Here is a 16,892-nt window from a genome sequence, read left to right on the forward strand (position 1 = left end):
ATTGGGTATACTCGAATTCAAAGATCGGTTGGCGGGGCATTCCGGTGCTCAGACTCCTGCACCCCATGAGGGCTTCTGGATTTTGTGCCCATGGGCCCGACAGCCAGCCACGAGAGGGTGTATTCAACAAAATCAAAAGGATTGCACCATGCGCCTCACCACCAAAGGACGGTTCGCCGTCACCGCCATGATCGATCTGGCGCTGCGCCAGGCCGGCGGCCCCGTCACGCTGGCGGCCATCAGCCAGCGCCAGCACATTTCGCTCTCCTACCTGGAGCAGTTGTTTGGCAAGCTGCGCCGCCACAACCTGGTCGAATCCACCCGTGGCCCCGGCGGCGGCTACACCTTGGGGCGCAAGGCCGGCGACATCACGGTGGCCGACATCATCGTCTCGGTCGATGAACCGATCGACGCCACCCAGTGCGCCGGCAAGGAAAACTGCCACGGCGAGGGCGAGCGCTGCATGACGCACGAGTTGTGGACCGCGCTGAATGCGAAAATGGTCGATTTTCTTGATTCCGTGACCTTGCAAAAACTGGTCGACGAGCAACTGGCAAAGGGCATGGTGATCGAAGCCACGCCTTCGCTCAAGCGCGCCATTTCGAGCGCGCCGGTGCTCAAACCCATCCGTGTCAACGCGCCCAACTCGGTTTTTGCCTTGGGCACCGCAGCAGGAAAATAAACATGACTCCGCACTTCCCCATCTACCTCGATTACAGCGCCACCAACCCCTGCGACCCGCGCGTGGTCGATCTGATGGTGCCGTGGCTCTACGAGCACTTTGGCAACCCGGCCTCGCGCAGCCACGCCTGGGGCTGGGAGGCCGAGCGCGCGGTCGAGCAGGCTCGTGAGCAGGTGGCGGCCCTGATAGGCGCCGACCCGCGCGAAATCGTCTGGACCAGCGGCGCCACCGAATCCAACAACCTGGCGCTCAAGGGCGCGGCGCATTTTTACCGCGACAAGGGGCGGCACTTGGTCACGCTCAAGACCGAGCACAAGGCCGTGCTTGACACCTGCCGCCAGCTCGAGCGCGAGGGCTTTGAAGTCACCTATCTGGATGTGCAGCCCGATGGCCTGCTCGACCTCGAGGCCTTCGCCGCCGCGCTGCGGCCCGACACCATTTTGGCCTCGGTGATGTTCGTCAACAACGAAATCGGCGTGATCCAGGACATCGCCGCCATTGGTGCCATTTGCCGCGAGCGCGGCGTGCTGCTGCACGTGGATGCGGCGCAGGCCACCGGCCGGGTGGAAGTGAACCTGCAGCAGTTGCCGGTCGATCTGATGAGCCTGACCGCCCACAAAACCTACGGCCCCAAAGGCGTTGGGGCGCTCTATGTGCGGCGCAAACCGCGCGTGCGCATCGAGGCGCAGATGCACGGCGGCGGCCACGAGCGCGGCATGCGCTCGGGCACCTTGCCCACGCACCAGATCGTCGGCATGGGCGCGGCCTACGCCATCGCGCAGGCCGAAATGGCGACCGAGCTGCCGCGCATCCGCGCCTTGCACCAGCGCCTGTTCAATGGCCTGTCGGGCATCGAGCAGGTGTTTGTGAACGGGCACCCGACCCAGCGCGTGCCGCACAACCTGAACATGAGCTTCAACTACGTCGAGGGCGAGTCGCTCATCATGGGCATCAAGGGCCTGGCGGTTTCCAGCGGTTCCGCCTGCACCTCGGCCAGCCTCGAGCCCAGCTACGTGCTGCGCGCCCTGGGCCGCAGCGACGAACTGGCCCACAGCAGCCTGCGCATGACGATCGGGCGCTGGACCACCGAGGCCGAGATCGACTTTGCCGTGCAGTCCATCCGCGACAACGTGGCCAAGCTGCGCGAGCTCTCCCCGCTGTGGGAGATGTACCAAGACGGCATCGATTTGTCCACCATCCAGTGGGCCGCGCACTGACAGCACCCGCGGCAATTTGACAGGAGAACCACATGGCATACAGCGACAAGGTCATCGACCACTACGAGCACCCGCGCAACGTGGGCGGCTTTGACAAGGGCGACGACACGGTCGGCACCGGCATGGTCGGGGCCCCGGCCTGCGGCGACGTGATGAAGCTGCAGATCAAGGTCAACCCGGCCACCGGCCTGATCGAGGACGCGCGCTTCAAAACCTACGGCTGCGGCTCGGCCATTGCGTCGAGCTCGCTCATCACCGAATGGGTCAAGGGCAAGTCGCTCGATCAAGCGACGCAGATCAAAAACAGCCAGATCGCCGAAGAACTGGCGCTGCCGCCGGTGAAAATCCACTGCTCCATCTTGGCCGAAGACGCCATCAAGGCGGCGGTCGATGACTACCGGCAAAAGCACGCCAAAGCGGCCCCATCTGCCGCTGCCGCCCCATCCGCCCAACTGGCCCACTAAAACGGTGCCGATTTTGAAGGTTTGAGTCCATGAGCGTCACGGTAACCGAAGCCGCTGCCAAGCACGTGCACAAATACCTGGCCCGACGCGGCAAGGGGGTGGGGGTGCGGCTGGGTGTGAAAACCACCGGCTGCTCTGGCTTGGCCTACAAGCTGGAATACGCCGACGCCGCCGCCCCCGACGATGTGGTGTACGAGAGCCAGGGCGTGCAGGTGCTGATCGAACCCAAAAGCCTGCCCTACCTCGACGGCACCGTGCTCGATTTCGTGCGCGAAGGGCTCAATGAGGGCTTCAAGTTCAGCAACCCCAACGAACGCGACCGCTGCGGCTGTGGTGAATCGTTCCGGGTCTGAGGCGCCGCAGGCCTTGGGCGGGGCCGCGCCGGGCCCAGCGTCCAGCCCCATAGGCGGCGCCGAGCACAGCCCTGATTTGATCAGGGCGCCCGACTTGCGCGCCAACGACTTTGCCCTGTTTGGCCTGCCGCCCGGCTTTGCGCTCGATTGCGCCGAGCTGGAGCAGCGCTGGAAGCAGTTGCAGCGCCAGGCGCACCCCGACCGCCACGCCACCCAAGGCGCGGCGGCGCAGCGGGTGGCGCTGCAGTGGTCGGTGCGCATCAACGAAGGCTACCAGCGCCTCAAAGACCCACTCAAGCGCGGCGCCTACTGGTGCGAACAGCAGGGCCAGAGCGTGGGAGCGCACGACAACACCGCCATGCCGGCCGAATTTTTGATGCAACAGATGCAGTGGCGCGAGGCGCTGGCCGAGGCCACTGACGCGGCCGATCTGCTGCCGCTGCAAGCCGAACTCGACGCCGAGCGGGCGCAGCGGCTGGCCGCACTCGAAACCGCCATCGACGCGCAACGCGACACCCGCGCCGCCGCACAGCAGGTGCGTGCGCTCTTGTTCATCGAGCGCTTCGAGCAACAATTGCACGATCGCCTAGACCGTTTATAACTGCACCCCCTATGGCTTTATTGCAAATCTCCGAGCCCGGCCAGGCGCCGGACCCGCACCAGCGGCGCATTGCCGTCGGCATCGACCTGGGCACCACCCACTCGCTGGTGGCGGCGCTGCGCCACGGCCACAACGAATGCCTGCCCGACGCGCAGGGCAGGGTGTTGCTGCCCAGCGTGGTGCGCTACCTGCCCGCCGCCCACCAAGGCGCGGGCCGCCAGATCGGCTGGGAGGCGCTGCAGGCGCAGACGCAAGACCCGGCCAACACCATCAGCTCGGTCAAGCGCCTGATGGGGCGCACCCGCGCCGACCTGGCCGCCAGCGGCGTGCTGGGCCGCTTGCCCTACACCGTGGTCGATGGCGTGGGCATGGCGGCGCTGCACACCGTGGCCGGCGACAAAAGCCCGGTGGAAGTGAGCGCCGAGATCTTGGCCGCCTTGCGCCAGCGCGCCGAAGACAGCTTCGACGCCGACCTGTACGGCGCCGTGATCACCGTACCGGCCTATTTCGACGACGCCCAGCGCCAGGCCACCAAAGACGCGGCCCAGCTGGCCGGCCTCAAGGTGCTGCGCCTGCTCAACGAACCCACCGCCGCCGCGCTGGCCTACGGGCTGGACCAGGCCGCCGAAGGGCTGTATCTGGTGTTCGACCTCGGCGGCGGCACCTTCGATGTCTCGCTGCTGCGCCTGAGCCGGGGCGTGTTCGAGGTGCTGGCCACCGGCGGCGATTCGGCCCTGGGCGGCGACGACTACGACCGCGCCCTGGCCGACGCGCTGCTGGCGCGCTCCGGGCTGGCTTGCCACGCCAGCGAACTGCCGCTGACCGAGCGCGCCACCTTGCTGGCCGAGGTGCGGCGCGTCAAAGAAGCGCTGTCGGACTTGCCCGATGCGGCGCAGACCTTGCCTTTGGTCGCCACGCTGCAAGGACAAGCGCAGCAGTGGCAGATCAGCCGCGCCGACTTCGACGCCGCCACCGCCACCCTGAACGCGCAAACCCTGGCTGCCGTACGGCGCGTGCTGCGCGATGCGCGCGTGGCGGCGGCCGACGTGCAGGGCGTGGTGCTGGTCGGTGGTGCCACCCGCATGCCCGCGCTGCGCCAGGCGGTGGCCGAGTTTTTCGGCCGCCCCCCGCTCACCGACCTGAACCCAGACGAAGTGGTCGCCCTGGGTGCGGCGCTGCAAGCGCAGCAACTGGCCGGCCACCCCGCCAACGGCGAAGACTGGCTGCTGCTCGACGTCACGCCGCTCTCGCTCGGCCTGGAGACCATGGGCGGGCTGGTCGAGCGCATCGTGCCGCGCAACACCCCGCTGCCGGCCGCGCTGGCACAAGACTTCACCACCTACCAAGACGGCCAGACCGCGCTGGCGCTGCACGTGCTGCAAGGCGAGCGCGACCTGGTACCAGACTGCCGCAGCCTGGCGCGCTTCGAGCTGCGCGGCATCCCGCCCATGGTGGCCGGGGCGGCGCGCATCCGCGTCACCTTCCACCTCGATGCCGACGGGCTGCTCAGCGTGAGCGCGCGCGAGCAAGGCAGCGGGGTCGAGGCGCACATCGAGGTCAAACCCTCCTACGGCCTGAGCGACGAACAAATCGCCGCCATGCTGCAAGAGGGCAACGCCAGCGCCGCGCAAGACATGCGCGCGCGCGCCTTGCGCGAAGCCCAGGTCGAGGCCGAGCGCATGGCCGCCGCCACCCGCAGCGCCCTGGCCGCCGACGGCGAGCTGCTGCGCCCCGAGGAGCGCGCCGCCATCGAAGCGCTGCTGCAGGCGCAGGCGCAGGCTAAACTGCAAGACGACGCCGCCGCGCTCGACGCCGCCACCGAGGCGCTGGCCGAGGGCTGTGAAGAATTTGCCGCCCGTCGCATGAACCGCAGCATTGCCACCGCCTTGGCCGGGCAACATATCAACCAGTTTTAAGCCGCCATGCCAACCCTCACCGTATTGCCCCACCCCGAACTCTGCCCCGAAGGGCGCACGCTCGAGGGCCTCAGCGGCAGCACCCTGTGCGAGGCGCTGCTCGACCACGGCGTGGCCATCGAGCACGCCTGCGACATGAGCTGCGCCTGCACCACCTGCCACGTGATCGTGCGCCAGGGCTTTGCCACCCTAGAGCCGGCCAGCGAAGAAGAAGAAGACCTGCTCGACAAAGCCTGGGGCGTCAAGCCGCAGTCGCGCCTGAGCTGCCAGGTGCGGCTGGCTCGGCAGGATTTGACGGTCGAGATTCCGCGCTACACCATCAACCACGCGCGCGAAAACCACTGACAGCCCAAGGGCCGCCCCATGCGCCAAATCGTCCTCGACACCGAAACCACCGGCCTGTCGCCCGCCAATGGCGACCGCATCATCGAAATCGGCTGCATCGAACTGCTCGGGCGCAAGCCCAGCGGCAACAACCGCCACTACTACCTCAACCCCGAGCGCGAAATCCACGCCGAGGCGCAGCGCGTACACGGCCTGTCGCTCGAATTTTTGGCCGACAAGCCCAAGTTTGCCCAAGTCGCCGCCGATTTGCTCGACTACCTGGCCGGGGCCGAGCTGATCATCCACAACGCCCCCTTCGATATCGGCTTTCTGGATGCCGAATGGCAGCGCCTGGGCCACGGCCCCACGCGCCAACTGGCCGGCGGCGTGATCGACACCCTGCTCATGGCCAAGGAAATGTACCCGGGCAAGCGCAACGGACTCGACGCCCTGTGCGAGCGGCTCGGGGTCGACAACTCCAGCCGCACCCGGCACGGCGCGCTGCTCGACGCCGAGCTGCTGGCCGAGGTCTATATCTGTCTCACACGCGGGCAGGATTCGCTGCTGATGGAGCTCGACATCGGCCCCTCAGGCAGCGGCCACTCCGACGGCTCCAGTCTAGGCCTAGGCCAAGGCCAAAGCGCATCGGCCAGCGACTGGTCGCATCTGGCCATCCCGCTGCTGCAAGCCAACCCGCAAGAACGGCAAGCCCACGAAGCGCTGCTGCTCGAACTCGACCAAGCCAGCAAGGGCAAAACCCTGTGGCGCAAGCTGCAGCCCATGCCAGCCTGAGGGCGCAAATTTTTGCAGCGCCGCTGCGGCGCCCCCGCGCGTGGCCGCGAAAAGTCGGGCTATAATTCAGGGCTAGATGGGTGATTAGCTCAGTGGTAGAGCACTGCCTTCACACGGCAGGGGTCGCAGGTTCAAACCCTGCATCACCCACCATCGGCACATGCGCACAACCCCCGGCAGTTTTCTGTGCGGGGGTTTTGATTTTTTAGCGCCAATCCAGCCCATGAAAAAAGCCGCCCAGTGCATGCACCAAGCGGCTTTTAAAGAGGGAATGGTCGGAGCGGCGGGATTCGAACTCGCGACCCTCTGCTCCCAAAGCAGATGCGCTACCAGGCTGCGCTACGCTCCGACTAAGCTGCATATTGTATGCGCCGCAGGCACCGCTTGGAGGCGGTCGGGCAAAAAAATTTGCTTGAGCGCCTACAGGGTGCTACAATGCAAGGCTTCACGACCAATTGGGCGGGTTTTTACCGGCCCTTTTTTTTTGGCTTGGCACCAAACGCATCAGGGCCCAACACCACACACATGAGCTGGCAGCACACCGTCGCACAGACCGTCACCGGGATGGGATTCGATCTGGTGGATCTGGAACGATCCGCCGGGGGCTTGCTGCGCGTCACCATCGACTGGCCGTGGGTGGGGCCGGATGGCGCAGCGGAGCGCTCCATCACCGTGGAAGACTGCGAACGCGTCACGCGCCAGTTGCAGCTGCTGCTCGAAGTCGAGGCGGTGGAGTACAAGCGGCTCGAAGTGGGCTCGCCCGGCATCGACCGGCCGCTGCGCCACCCGGCCGATTTTGAGCGCTTCCTGGGTTCGGTGATCGATCTCACGCTCAAGCAGCCCATCGGGGCGGCGGCGGCGCAAGGCGGGGTGGCGGTGGCGGCGACCCGCAAAAAATTTCGGGGCACGCTCGAGCGCGCCGCAGCACCCGAGGCGGTGGCCGAGGGTGGCGCAGGCCCAACCGGCACCGCCGAGGGCTTGCAGGCCGCGCAGCCTGCACCCGGCAGCCACTGGCAGATCGTCTGGCGCGACGAGCCGGTGCGCAAACCGGGCCAGCCCGTGAGCAAAAAAGCCCAGCCTGCGCCCTTGCAGGTGCTGGGCTTTGCGCTCGATGAGCTGCGCGAGGCGCGGCTGGCACCGATTGTCAACTTCAAGGGCCGCAGCGCAAGCGCGCCGGCCACTCCCTCCGCCGACGAAGGTGGAAGCAAAATTGCAAAGGCAGAAAAAAAATGAACCGCGAAATGTTGATGCTGATCGACGCCATTTCACGCGAAAAAAACGTAGAGCGCAGCGTGGTGTTGAGCGCGGTCGAGTCCGCCCTGGCCTCGGCCACCAAGAAGCTGTACAAGGGTGAGGTGGACATTCGCGTCAGCGTCAACCCCGACACCGGCGCCTACGAAGCCTTCCGCCGCTGGCTGGTGGTGCCCGACGAGGCCGGCCTGCAAAACCCGGACGCCGAAGAGCTCTACTCCGACGTGGCCGAAGAGCGGTCCGGCATTGCGGTGGGCGAGTACATCGAGCAGCCCATCGAAGCGGTGCCGGTGGGGCGCATCGGTGCCATGGCGGCCAAGCAGGTGATCTTGCAGCGCATTCGCGACGCCGAGCGCGAAATGCTGCTCAACGACTTCATGAGCCGCGGCGACAAGATTTTTGTCGGCACCGTCAAGCGCCTCGACAAGGGCGATGTGATCGTCGAGAGCGGGCGCGTCGAAGGCCGGCTCAAGCGCTCCGAAATGATCCCCAAAGAAAACCTGCGCAGCGCCGACCGCGTGCGCGCCATGATCATGGAGGTGGACCTGACGCTGCGCGGGGCCCCGATTTTGCTCTCGCGTTCCGCGCCCGAGTTCATGATCGAGCTGTTTCGCCAAGAGGTGCCCGAGATCGAGCAAGGGCTGCTGGAGATCAAATCCTGCGCCCGCGACCCCGGCTCGCGCGCCAAGATCGCCGTCAAGTCCTACGACAAACGCATCGACCCGATCGGTACCTGCGTCGGCATGCGCGGCTCGCGCGTCAATGCCGTGACCAATGAGCTCGCCGGCGAGCGGGTCGATATCGTGCTCTGGAGCGAAGACCCGGCGCAGTTCGTGATCGGTGCGCTGGCGCCGGCCAATGTGCAGTCGATCGTCGTCGATGAAGAGCGCCACGCCATGGACGTGGTGGTGGACGAGGAAAACCTGGCGATTGCGATCGGCCGTGGCGGCCAAAATGTGCGCCTAGCCGCTGACCTCACCGGCTGGAAAATCAACATCATGACGGCCGAAGAATCAACGGCCAAGCAGGCGCAGGAGTCCGATGCGATCCGCGCCCTGTTCATGGCCAAACTCGACGTCGACCAAGAGATGGCCGACATCCTGATCGGCGAGGGCTTTGCCAGCCTCGAAGAAGTGGCCTATGTGCCGCTGCAAGAGATGCTGGAGATCGCGTCCTTCGACGAGGAAACCGTGCACGAACTGCGCGCACGCGCCAAAAACGCCTTGCTGACGCTGGAAATCGCCAAAGAGGAGCGGGTGGAAGACGCGGTGCGCGATTTGCGCGACCTCGAGGGCCTAAACCCCGAGCTGATGGCGCAACTGGCCGCCGCGGGCGTGCACAACCTCGACGACTTGGCCGATTTGGCGACCGATGAGCTAATCGAAATCACCGGACTGGGTGCCGAAGAGGCGACCGCATTGATCATGCGCGCGCGCCAGCACTGGTTCACCACCGATCAGGACCCAGCGCCAAGCTCGCAGTCCTAAGACGGCCAGCGACACGGAGAACCGAACACATGACCAGTAAAACCGTCGCAGACTTTGCCGCCGAACTCAATCAACCCACGGCTTTGCTGCTGGAGCAGTTGGGGAGTGCCGGGGTGCTCAAGCAGTCCGGTGCCGACCCGATTTCAGAGTCCGACAAGCAGCGCTTGCTCGGATTCCTGCAGGCCAGCCACGGCACGGCCAGTGCCGAGCGCAAAAAAATCACCCTGACCAAAAAATCGACCAGCGAGATCAAGCAGGCCGACGCATCGGGGCGGGCGCGCACGATCCAGGTCGAGGTGCGCAAGAAGCGCACCTTCGTGCGCCGCGACGACGAGCCAGTCGGCAGCCCGAGCGCGGCAGAGGAGCCGGCCACCGAAGTGGACGAGGCAGCCGAGGCGATCTCGCACCAAGCGCAGCAGGCCGAGCTGGAGCGGCTTGAAGAGCAAGCGCGCCATCAAGCCGAGCAAATTCGGCTCCAGGAAGAAGAGCTGGCGCGCCAGCGCCTGGAGCGGCAGCAGCAGCAGGAGCGCGAGGCCCAAGAGCAGCAGGCTGCCCTTGAGCTGGAACGCCAGCGCCAATTGGCGTTGCAGCGGGCGCGCGCCGAACAAGAGGTGCAACAGAGCCGCCAACGCGGTGCCAAGCCTGCCACGGTGCCACCGCCCGCGCCGGCCGCTGCGCCAGCCGCCGAACTGGCCGCCCAGCAAGCCGCCGAGCTGTCTGCCAAGCAAGCCGCCGAATTGGCGAGCAAGCAAGCCGCCGAGTTGGCCACGGAGAAGGCCGCTGCCCAGCGGCTGGTGGACGAACAACGCGCCCTCGACCTCGATCAGCGCCGCCAAAAGGCGCTGGCCGAGGCGCAGGCGATCCGCGACATGATGGCGGCCCCGAAGAAGGTGCTGCTGGCCAAAAAACCCGAAGAGCCCAAGCCAGCCCCGGCTGCCGAGGCCAAGCCTGGCCTCAAGGGCACGCTGCACAAGCCAGCCGGCACGCCGGCACCGGCCAAACCGGGCGCGGCCAAACCCGCCGCACCAGGTGCAGCGGCTGCGGGGGCGGGCAAAAAAGAAGTCAAATCCGAAGCCCTGTCCTCCACTTGGAAGGACGAAGCGGCCAAGAAAAAAGAAGTCAAAGGGCGTACTGGCAACACCAGCGCGGTGCGTTCCAGCGGCACCGCGTGGCGCGCCAGCAGCAAGGGCGGTGGAAGGCGCGGCTCCGGTGGCCGCGACGAGCGCTCACACGGCTTTGATTCGGCCCAGTCCGAGGCCAAGGTGATCGAGGTGCACGTGCCCGAGACCATCACCGTGGCCGAACTGGCGCACAAGATGGCGCTCAAGTCGTCCGAGGTCATCAAGCAGTTGATGAAGCTGGGCCAGATGGTCACCATCAACCAGTCGCTGGACCAGGACACGGCCATGATCGTGGTCGAAGAACTGGGGCACCAGGCGGTGGCGGCAGCGCTCGACGACCCAGAGGCCTTCACCGAAGAAGAAACCGCGCAACAGCAGGCCGAAAGCCTGACACGCGCGCCGGTGGTCACGGTCATGGGCCACGTGGACCACGGCAAGACTTCGCTGCTCGACTACATCCGGCGCACCAAGGTGGCGGCGGGCGAGGCGGGCGGCATCACACAGCACATCGGCGCTTACCACGTGGAAACCCCGCGCGGCATGGTGACCTTCCTCGACACCCCCGGCCACGAGGCCTTCACGGCCATGCGGGCCCGCGGCGCCCAGGCCACCGACGTGGTGATTCTGGTTTGCGCCGCCGACGACGGCGTGATGCCGCAGACCAAAGAAGCCATCAAGCACGCCAAAGCGGCCAATGTGCCAATCGTGGTGGCCCTGACCAAGGCCGACAAGCCCGAAGCCAACCTGGAGCGCGTCAAGGCCGGGCTGGTGGCCGAGCAGGTGGTGCCCGAAGAATTCGGCGGCGATTCGCCCTTTGTGGCGGTGTCGTCCAAGACTGGCATGGGCATCGACGCGCTGCTGGAGCAGGTGCTGCTGCAAGCCGAGGTGCTCGAACTCAAGGCCCCGGTCGCTGCCAACGCCAAGGGGCTGGTGATCGAAGCCCGGCTCGACAAGGGCCGCGGCGCCGTGGCCACGGTGCTGGTGCAATCGGGCACGCTCAAGGTCGGCGACGTGGTGCTGGCCGGCCAGACTTCGGGCCGGGTGCGCGCCATGCTGGACGAAAACGGCCGCTCGACCAAAGAAGCCGGGCCTTCGATCCCGGTCGAAATTCAGGGCTTGTCCGAGGTGCCGCGCGCCGGTGACAGCTTCATGGTGCTGGCCGACGAGCGCCGGGCGCGCGAGATCGCCACCTACCGCGCCGGCAAGTTTCGCTCCACCAAGCTGGCCAAGCAGCAAGCGGCCAAGCTGGAAAACATGTTTGCCGACATGCAGGCGGGCGAGGTGCAGACCCTGCCCATCATCATCAAGTCCGACGTGCAGGGCTCGCAAGAGGCGCTGGCCACTTCGCTGCTCAAGCTCTCGACCGACGAGGTGCGGGTGCAACTGGTGTATGCGGGCGTGGGCGCGATCAGCGAGTCCGACGTCAACCTAGCGATCGCCTCGAAAGCGATCGTGATCGGCTTTAACGTGCGCGCCGACGTGGGTGCGCGCAAGCAGGCCGAGGCCACCGGCATCGATCTGCACTACTACAACATCATCTACGACGCGGTCGATGAGCTCAAGGCCGCCATGTCGGGCATGTTGGCACCGGAAAAGCGCGAGGAAATCATCGGCACGGCCGAAATCCGCACCGTGTTCGTGGCCTCCAAAATCGGCACCGTCGCCGGCTCCATGGTCACCGACGGCCACATCACACGCAGCGCGCATTTCCGCCTGCTGCGCGACAACGTGGTGATCTACACCGGCGAGATCGAATCCTTGAAGCGCATGAAGGACGATGTGCGCGAGGTCAAAGAAGGCTTCGAGTGCGGCATCAAGCTCAAAAACTACAACGACATCAAAGAAGGCGACACGCTGGAGGTCTTTGAAATCAAGGAAGTGGCGCGTACACTCTGATTGCCGAGCGCAAAGCCATGCCAAACAAAAAAGCCCCCTCCAACCGCAGCTTCAAGGTCGCCGACCAGATTCAGCGCGACTTGAGCGAGTTGATCGCACGCGAGTTGAAAGACCCGCGTGTGGGCATGGTCACGCTGCAAGCAATCGAGCTCACGCCCGATTACGCGCACGCCAATGTGTATTTCAGCGTGCTCACGGGCGATGCGCAGCAGGCGCTGGAAGGGCTCAACCAAGCGGCCGGGTTTTTGCGCAATGGCTTGTTCAAGCGGCTGCACATCCACACCGTGCCGACGCTGCACTTTGTGTTCGACCGCACGCCCGAGCGCGCCGCCGACATGAACGCCCTGATCGCGCAGGCTGTGGCCTCGCGTTCCAAAGAAAGCGACTAAATTGAGCGCCGTCAGGTCCCCCCAAGGTGCCGACGCTGCCTTGGAGGGCGGCGGCGCCCCTGTTGCACCCAGCCGCAGCACCCCTCGGCCGCGGCTGCAGCGCCGCCCCGTGCACGGGGTGCTGCTGCTGGACAAAGCGCTGGGCCTGTCCAGCAACCAGGCGCTGCAGCGCGCCAAGTGGCTGTTGCGTGCCGACAAAGCCGGCCACACCGGCACCCTGGACCCGCTCGCCAGCGGCCTGCTGCCGCTGTGCTTTGGTGCGGCCACCAAGTTCAGCCAATTGCAGCTCGATGCCGACAAGGTCTATGCGGCCACGCTGCGTCTAGGTGTGCGCACGAGCAGCGGCGACGCCGAGGGCGAGGTGCTGGAGCGCCGCCCCGTGGCCTGCACACCCGGGCAGGTGCAGCAGGTGCTGGCGCGCTTCCTGGGGCCGATCAGCCAAGTGCCGCCCATGCACAGCGCGCTCAAGCACCAAGGCCGGGCCCTGTACGAATACGCCCGCGCCGGGCTGGAAGTGGAGCGCGCGCCGCGCAGCGTCACCATCCACGCGCTGGAGCTGTTGGCGCTCCACCTACACAGCCCCGAGCCCACGCTGGGCCTGCGCGTGCGCTGCAGCAAAGGCACTTACATCCGCACCCTGGCCGAGGACATCGGGGCCGCGCTGGGTTGCGGCGCGCATCTGGCGGCCTTGCGGCGCGAGCGCAGCGGCGGCCTGGTGCTGGAGCGCAGCCTGACGCTGGAGCAGCTCGAAGCCTTGCCCGAGGGCGAGCGTCTGCAGGCCCTGCTGCCCGTGGAGGCGCTGCTGGACGGACACGAGCGCGTCACGCTCGATGGCGATAATGCAGCGCGCTTCCTCACCGGTTTGCGTCGGCGCGGACCGTGGCCGCAGGCCGAACGCGTGGCCGTGTATGCCGAACAGGACGCGCAGCACGCTTTAGGCCAAGGCCCACAACCCGCCCCGCTGCTCGGCAGCGCCCACATCCAGGGCGGCGAACTCATACCCGGGCGCTTGTTGAGCCCGATCGAAATCCAACAAATCCAACTGCAAAACCAGCCATGAGCACTCCGATCCGCAACATCGCCATCATCGCCCACGTTGACCACGGCAAAACCACCATGGTCGATCAACTGCTGCGCCAAAGCGGCACCTTTGCCGAGCACGAAAAAGTGGTTGACACCGTGATGGACAGCAACGCCATCGAGCGCGAGCGCGGCATCACCATCTTGGCCAAAAACTGCGCCGTGAGCTGGAAAGGCACCCACATCAACATCGTGGACACCCCCGGCCACGCCGACTTTGGCGGCGAAGTCGAGCGCGCGCTCTCGATGGTCGATGGCGTGCTGCTGCTCATCGACGCCCAAGAAGGCCCGATGCCGCAAACCCGCTTCGTCACCAAAAAGGCGCTGGCGCTGGGCCTGCGCCCGATCTTGGTCGTCAACAAGGTTGACAAGCCCGGTGCCAACCCCGACAAGGTCGTCAACGCCGCTTTCGATTTGTTCGACAAGCTCGGCGCCAACGACGAGCAGCTCGACTTTCCCGTCGTCTATGCCTCGGGCATCAATGGCTGGTCTGCGCTCACCGAGGGCGAGGCGGGGCAGCAGTGGGGCCCCGATATGTCGGCGCTGTTCGACACCGTGCTGGAACACGTGCCGGCACACCAAGGCGACCCCGAGGCCCCGCTGCAGTTGCAGATTTCAGCGCTCGATTACTCCTCTTTTGTCGGGCGCATTGGCGTCGGGCGCATCAGCGCCGGCCGCATCCGCCCCGGCATGGACGTGCTGGTCTATGAAGGCCCCGAGGGCAAGCCGGCCAAGGGCCGCGTCAACCAGGTGCTGACCTTCCAGGGGCTGGACCGGGTGCAGACCGCCGAGGCCGGGCCGGGCCACATCGTGCTCGTCAACGGGCTCGACAGCCTCGGCATCGGCGTGACCGTGACCGACCCGGCCGACCCGCGCCCGCTGCCCATGCTCAAGGTCGATGAGCCCACCTTGACCATGAACTTTTGCGTCAACACCAGCCCGCTGGCCGGGCGCGAGGGCAAGTTCGTGACCAGCCGCCAGATTTGGGACCGGCTGCAAAAAGAGCTGCAAAGCAACGTGGCGCTGCGCGTGCGCGAGACCAGCGAGGACGGGATTTTTGAAGTCTCGGGCCGTGGCGAGCTGCACCTGACCATTTTGCTGGAAAACATGCGCCGCGAGGGCTACGAGCTGGCGGTGAGCAAGCCGCGTGTGGTGTTTCGCGACGTGGGCGGCGAGCGCCACGAGCCGATCGAGCTGGTGACAGCCGACATCGAGGAACAGCACCAGGGCGGCGTGATGCAGGCGCTGGGCGAGCGCAAGGGCGACTTGGTGAACATGGAGCCCGATGGCCGTGGCCGCGTGCGGCTCGAATACCGCATCCCGGCGCGGGGCTTGATTGGCTTTAGCAACGAATTTTTGAACCTCACGCGCGGCTCGGGCCTGATCAGCAACATCTTCGACGGCTACGAGCCGCACAAGGGCGAGATCGCCAGCCGCAAAAACGGCGTGCTCATCAGCATGGACGACGGCGAAATCTTCACCTACGCGCTGGGCAAGCTCGACGACCGCGGCCGCATGTTCGTGCGCCCCAACGACCCGGTCTATGAAGGCATGATCGTGGGCATCCACAGCCGCGACAACGACCTGATCGTCAACGCCACGCGCACCAAGCAGCTCACCAACTTTCGCGTCAGCGGCAAGGAAGACGCAATCAAGATCACGCCCCCGATCGAGCTCACGCTGGAGTACGGGGTCGAGTTCATCGAAGACGACGAGCTGGTCGAGATCACCCCCAAGAGCATCCGCCTGCGCAAGCGCTTCCTCAAAGAGCACGAGCGCAAGCGCGCCAGCCGCGAGGGCTGATGCGGCTGACCGGGGGCGGCGGGCGCTGAAAACGGGCTGAAAACCGGCTTTGCGGTTTCCTACAATCGGGGCACCCTCACACACTTGGTGCCTCATGGTTCAAATGCCTGTTTTCCCGGCCAGCGCCTTCAAGGCCTACGACATCCGCGGTGTCGTCCCCGATGCCCTCAACCCGGCATTTGCTTGCGCACTCGGGCGTGCCTTTGGCGCGCGCGCGCTGGCCTTGGGCGAGGGCACGGTGGCGGTCGGGCGCGACGGCCGGCGCAGCAGCCCGGAGCTGGCGGCGGCGCTGACCGAGGGCCTGCGCCAGGCCGGGGTGGCGGTGCTCGACATTGGGCTCTCGACCACGCCCATGCTCTACTACGCCGCCCACACGCGCTGCCACAGCGGCATCCAGGTCACGGGCAGCCACAACCCGAAGCAACACAACGGCTTCAAGATGGTGCTGGCCGGGCGCGCGATTTACGGCGATGACATCCAGGCGCTGCTCCAAGCGATGGAGGAGGCGGCGGTGGCCAGCCCTAGCACCCTTGATTCAGCCCCCATGGCCGCGCTGCAGCGCATCGACGTGCTGCCCGACTACGTGGCTCGCATCGTTGCCGACGTGCAGCTGCAGCGGCCGCTCAAAATCGTGATCGACAGCGGCAACGGCGTCGCCGGGGCCAGCGCGCCGGACCTGTTTCGTGCCCTGGGCTGCGAGGTGATCGAGCTCTACAGCGAAGTCGACGGGGATTTCCCCAACCACCACCCAGACCCCTCCAAACCCGAAAACCTGCGCGACCTGATCGCGGCCGTGCAGCGCAGCGGGGCCGAACTCGGGCTGGCCTTCGACGGCGACGGCGACCGGCTCGGCATCGTCACCCCGAGCGGGCAAAACATCTACCCCGATCGGCAGATGCTGCTCTTTGCCCAAGACGTGCTGGCGCGCGTGCCCGGCGGCACCATTGTCTATGACGTGAAATGCAGCCAGCGCCTGGCCCCCGCCATACGCGCCGCCGGCGGCGTGCCGCTGATGTACAAAACCGGCCACTCGCTCATCAAAGCCAAGATGAAGGAAGTGGCCGCGCCCTTGGGTGGCGAGATGAGCGGCCACATTTTTTTCCAGGAGCGCTGGTTTGGCTTCGACGACGGCAGCTACGCCGGGGCGCGGCTGCTCGAAATCCTGAGCCGCTCGCCCAACGCCGGGGCGGTGCTGGAGGCGCTGCCCAGCAGCCACAGCACGCCCGAGCTCAACGTGGCCTGCGCCGAGGGCGAGCCGCACCGCCTAGTGGCCGAGTTGCAGGCGCTGGCCGACTTTGCCGCACCGGCCCAGGTCAACCTCATCGACGGTTTGCGCGTCGATTGGCCCGACGGCTTTGGCCTGATTCGCGCCTCCAACACCACCCCGGTGCTGGTGCTGCGCTTCGAGGGCCAGACGGCGGCGGCGCTGGCGCGCATCGAAGCCGAGCTGCTGGCGCTGCTGCGGCGCGTCAAGCCCGATGCGACGGTGGGCGCGGCGGCGCACTGAAGGGCCCTT

At 66.3% G+C, this 16,892-nt stretch carries 15 protein-coding genes and 2 tRNA genes; 16 read left to right on the forward strand and 1 reads right to left on the reverse strand.

The window, feature by feature from the left end:
- Positions 1 to 148: 148 nt before the first annotated feature.
- The 9 genes from iscR (at position 149) to SRAA_RS02755 (ending at position 6,502) form a co-directional block, all read left to right on the forward strand.
- On the forward strand, positions 149 to 682 hold the full coding sequence (gene iscR / locus SRAA_RS02715) for a Fe-S cluster assembly transcriptional regulator IscR (RefSeq protein ID WP_045530786.1): 534 nt from the start codon (positions 149 to 151) through the stop codon (positions 680 to 682).
- A complete protein-coding gene (locus SRAA_RS02720) occupies positions 679 to 1,899 on the forward strand; it encodes an IscS subfamily cysteine desulfurase (protein ID WP_275451285.1) in 1,221 nt (406 codons plus the stop codon). The genes iscR and SRAA_RS02720 overlap by 4 nt, the downstream gene beginning before the upstream one ends.
- A 32-nt stretch (positions 1,900 to 1,931) precedes the next feature.
- Positions 1,932 to 2,363 carry a Fe-S cluster assembly scaffold IscU gene (iscU, locus tag SRAA_RS02725; RefSeq protein ID WP_045530790.1) on the forward strand — a complete coding sequence of 144 codons (432 nt, stop codon included), beginning with the start codon at positions 1,932 to 1,934 and terminating at the stop codon, positions 2,361 to 2,363.
- A gap of 29 nt (positions 2,364 to 2,392) precedes the next feature.
- Positions 2,393 to 2,716 carry an iron-sulfur cluster assembly protein IscA gene (gene iscA / locus SRAA_RS02730; RefSeq protein ID WP_045530792.1) on the forward strand — a complete coding sequence of 108 codons (324 nt, stop codon included), beginning with the start codon at positions 2,393 to 2,395 and terminating at the stop codon, positions 2,714 to 2,716.
- A gap of 76 nt (positions 2,717 to 2,792) precedes the next feature.
- On the forward strand, positions 2,793 to 3,317 hold the full coding sequence (hscB, locus tag SRAA_RS02735; RefSeq protein WP_231849317.1) for a Fe-S protein assembly co-chaperone HscB: 525 nt from the start codon (positions 2,793 to 2,795) through the stop codon (positions 3,315 to 3,317).
- 11 nt (positions 3,318 to 3,328) lie between these two features.
- Entirely contained in the window at positions 3,329 to 5,233 is a 1,905-nt protein-coding gene (gene hscA, locus SRAA_RS02740) for a Fe-S protein assembly chaperone HscA (protein ID WP_045530794.1), read from the forward strand.
- Between the two features lie 6 nt (positions 5,234 to 5,239).
- A complete protein-coding gene (gene fdx, locus SRAA_RS02745; RefSeq protein WP_045530802.1) occupies positions 5,240 to 5,578 on the forward strand; it encodes an ISC system 2Fe-2S type ferredoxin in 339 nt (112 codons plus the stop codon).
- 18 nt (positions 5,579 to 5,596) lie between these two features.
- On the forward strand, positions 5,597 to 6,349 hold the full coding sequence (dnaQ, locus tag SRAA_RS02750; protein ID WP_045530806.1) for a DNA polymerase III subunit epsilon: 753 nt from the start codon (positions 5,597 to 5,599) through the stop codon (positions 6,347 to 6,349).
- 78 nt (positions 6,350 to 6,427) lie between these two features.
- A tRNA-Val gene (locus SRAA_RS02755) sits at positions 6,428 to 6,502 on the forward strand.
- A gap of 119 nt (positions 6,503 to 6,621) precedes the next feature.
- On the opposite strand, the gene SRAA_RS02760 is transcribed toward SRAA_RS02755, so the two are convergent.
- A tRNA-Pro gene (locus tag SRAA_RS02760) sits at positions 6,622 to 6,698 on the reverse strand.
- Between the two features lie 176 nt (positions 6,699 to 6,874).
- Here SRAA_RS02760 and SRAA_RS02765 point away from each other — a divergent pair.
- The 7 genes from SRAA_RS02765 to SRAA_RS02795 all read left to right on the forward strand — a co-directional run bounded on the left by SRAA_RS02765 (position 6,875) and on the right by SRAA_RS02795 (position 16,883).
- Entirely contained in the window at positions 6,875 to 7,582 is a 708-nt protein-coding gene (locus SRAA_RS02765) for an LSm family protein (RefSeq protein WP_045533162.1), read from the forward strand.
- Positions 7,579 to 9,087, forward strand: coding sequence for a transcription termination factor NusA (gene nusA, locus SRAA_RS02770; protein ID WP_045530808.1), 1,509 nt, complete (start codon positions 7,579 to 7,581; stop codon positions 9,085 to 9,087). Before SRAA_RS02765 ends, nusA begins: the two co-directional genes overlap by 4 nt.
- Positions 9,088 to 9,116: 29 nt before the next feature.
- Entirely contained in the window at positions 9,117 to 12,104 is a 2,988-nt protein-coding gene (gene infB, locus SRAA_RS02775; RefSeq protein WP_045530810.1) for a translation initiation factor IF-2, read from the forward strand.
- A gap of 17 nt (positions 12,105 to 12,121) precedes the next feature.
- A complete protein-coding gene (gene rbfA / locus SRAA_RS02780; protein WP_045530811.1) occupies positions 12,122 to 12,493 on the forward strand; it encodes a 30S ribosome-binding factor RbfA in 372 nt (123 codons plus the stop codon).
- Between the two features lie 40 nt (positions 12,494 to 12,533).
- Entirely contained in the window at positions 12,534 to 13,553 is a 1,020-nt protein-coding gene (gene truB / locus SRAA_RS02785) for a tRNA pseudouridine(55) synthase TruB (RefSeq protein WP_045533164.1), read from the forward strand.
- A complete protein-coding gene (gene typA / locus SRAA_RS02790) occupies positions 13,550 to 15,376 on the forward strand; it encodes a translational GTPase TypA (protein ID WP_045530813.1) in 1,827 nt (608 codons plus the stop codon). The genes truB and typA overlap by 4 nt, the downstream gene beginning before the upstream one ends.
- 103 nt (positions 15,377 to 15,479) lie before the next feature.
- Positions 15,480 to 16,883, forward strand: a complete 1,404-nt coding sequence (locus SRAA_RS02795; protein WP_045530815.1) for a phosphomannomutase/phosphoglucomutase — start codon at positions 15,480 to 15,482, stop codon at positions 16,881 to 16,883.
- Positions 16,884 to 16,892: the final 9 nt, after the last annotated feature.

The sequence above is a fragment of the Serpentinimonas raichei genome, from assembly GCF_000828895.1.
Taxonomy (GTDB): Bacteria; Pseudomonadota; Gammaproteobacteria; order Burkholderiales; family Burkholderiaceae_C; genus Serpentinimonas; species Serpentinimonas raichei.